Origin of the sequence: Corynebacterium sp. HMSC036E10, from assembly GCF_001836265.1 — a bacterium.
Classification (GTDB): Bacteria; Actinomycetota; Actinomycetes; order Mycobacteriales; family Mycobacteriaceae; genus Corynebacterium; species Corynebacterium coyleae.
The window spans coordinates 392-703 of the sequence record NZ_KV827974.1 but is presented as its reverse complement, the minus strand read 5'-3'; the positions used below and the strand labels follow the sequence as shown (position 1 = coordinate 703).

The window sequence follows — 312 nt, the reverse complement described above, 5'->3', positions numbered from 1 at the left end:
CCGGCAACATGAGCTGCTCGACACGTACGCTGCAGCGCAAATTCGATGCCTTTTGGCTGGTTGACGTGCCTGACCCGACCATCGGCCATACAGGCAGGGTCTACGACCAGATCTTCATCGACGGCACCTACACCGCAGGTGGCTGTCTGATCGTGGCGGCAACGCTCGACCACGTCATCGCCTGGCACTGGTGCAAACAAGAAACCACGCAGGACTACAAGCGCCTGCTCGAGCGCATCGAAGCACCGTTGATCGCTGTGATCGACGGTGGCCGAGGAGCCACAAGCGCAATTAAAACGTGCTGGCCAAACA

1 pseudogene is annotated in these 312 nt (G+C 59.3%); it reads left to right on the top strand.

The features are described 5' to 3' along the window. Positions 1-312 (top strand): annotated as a pseudogene (locus HMPREF2736_RS03800) (IS256 family transposase); the annotation flags it as partial.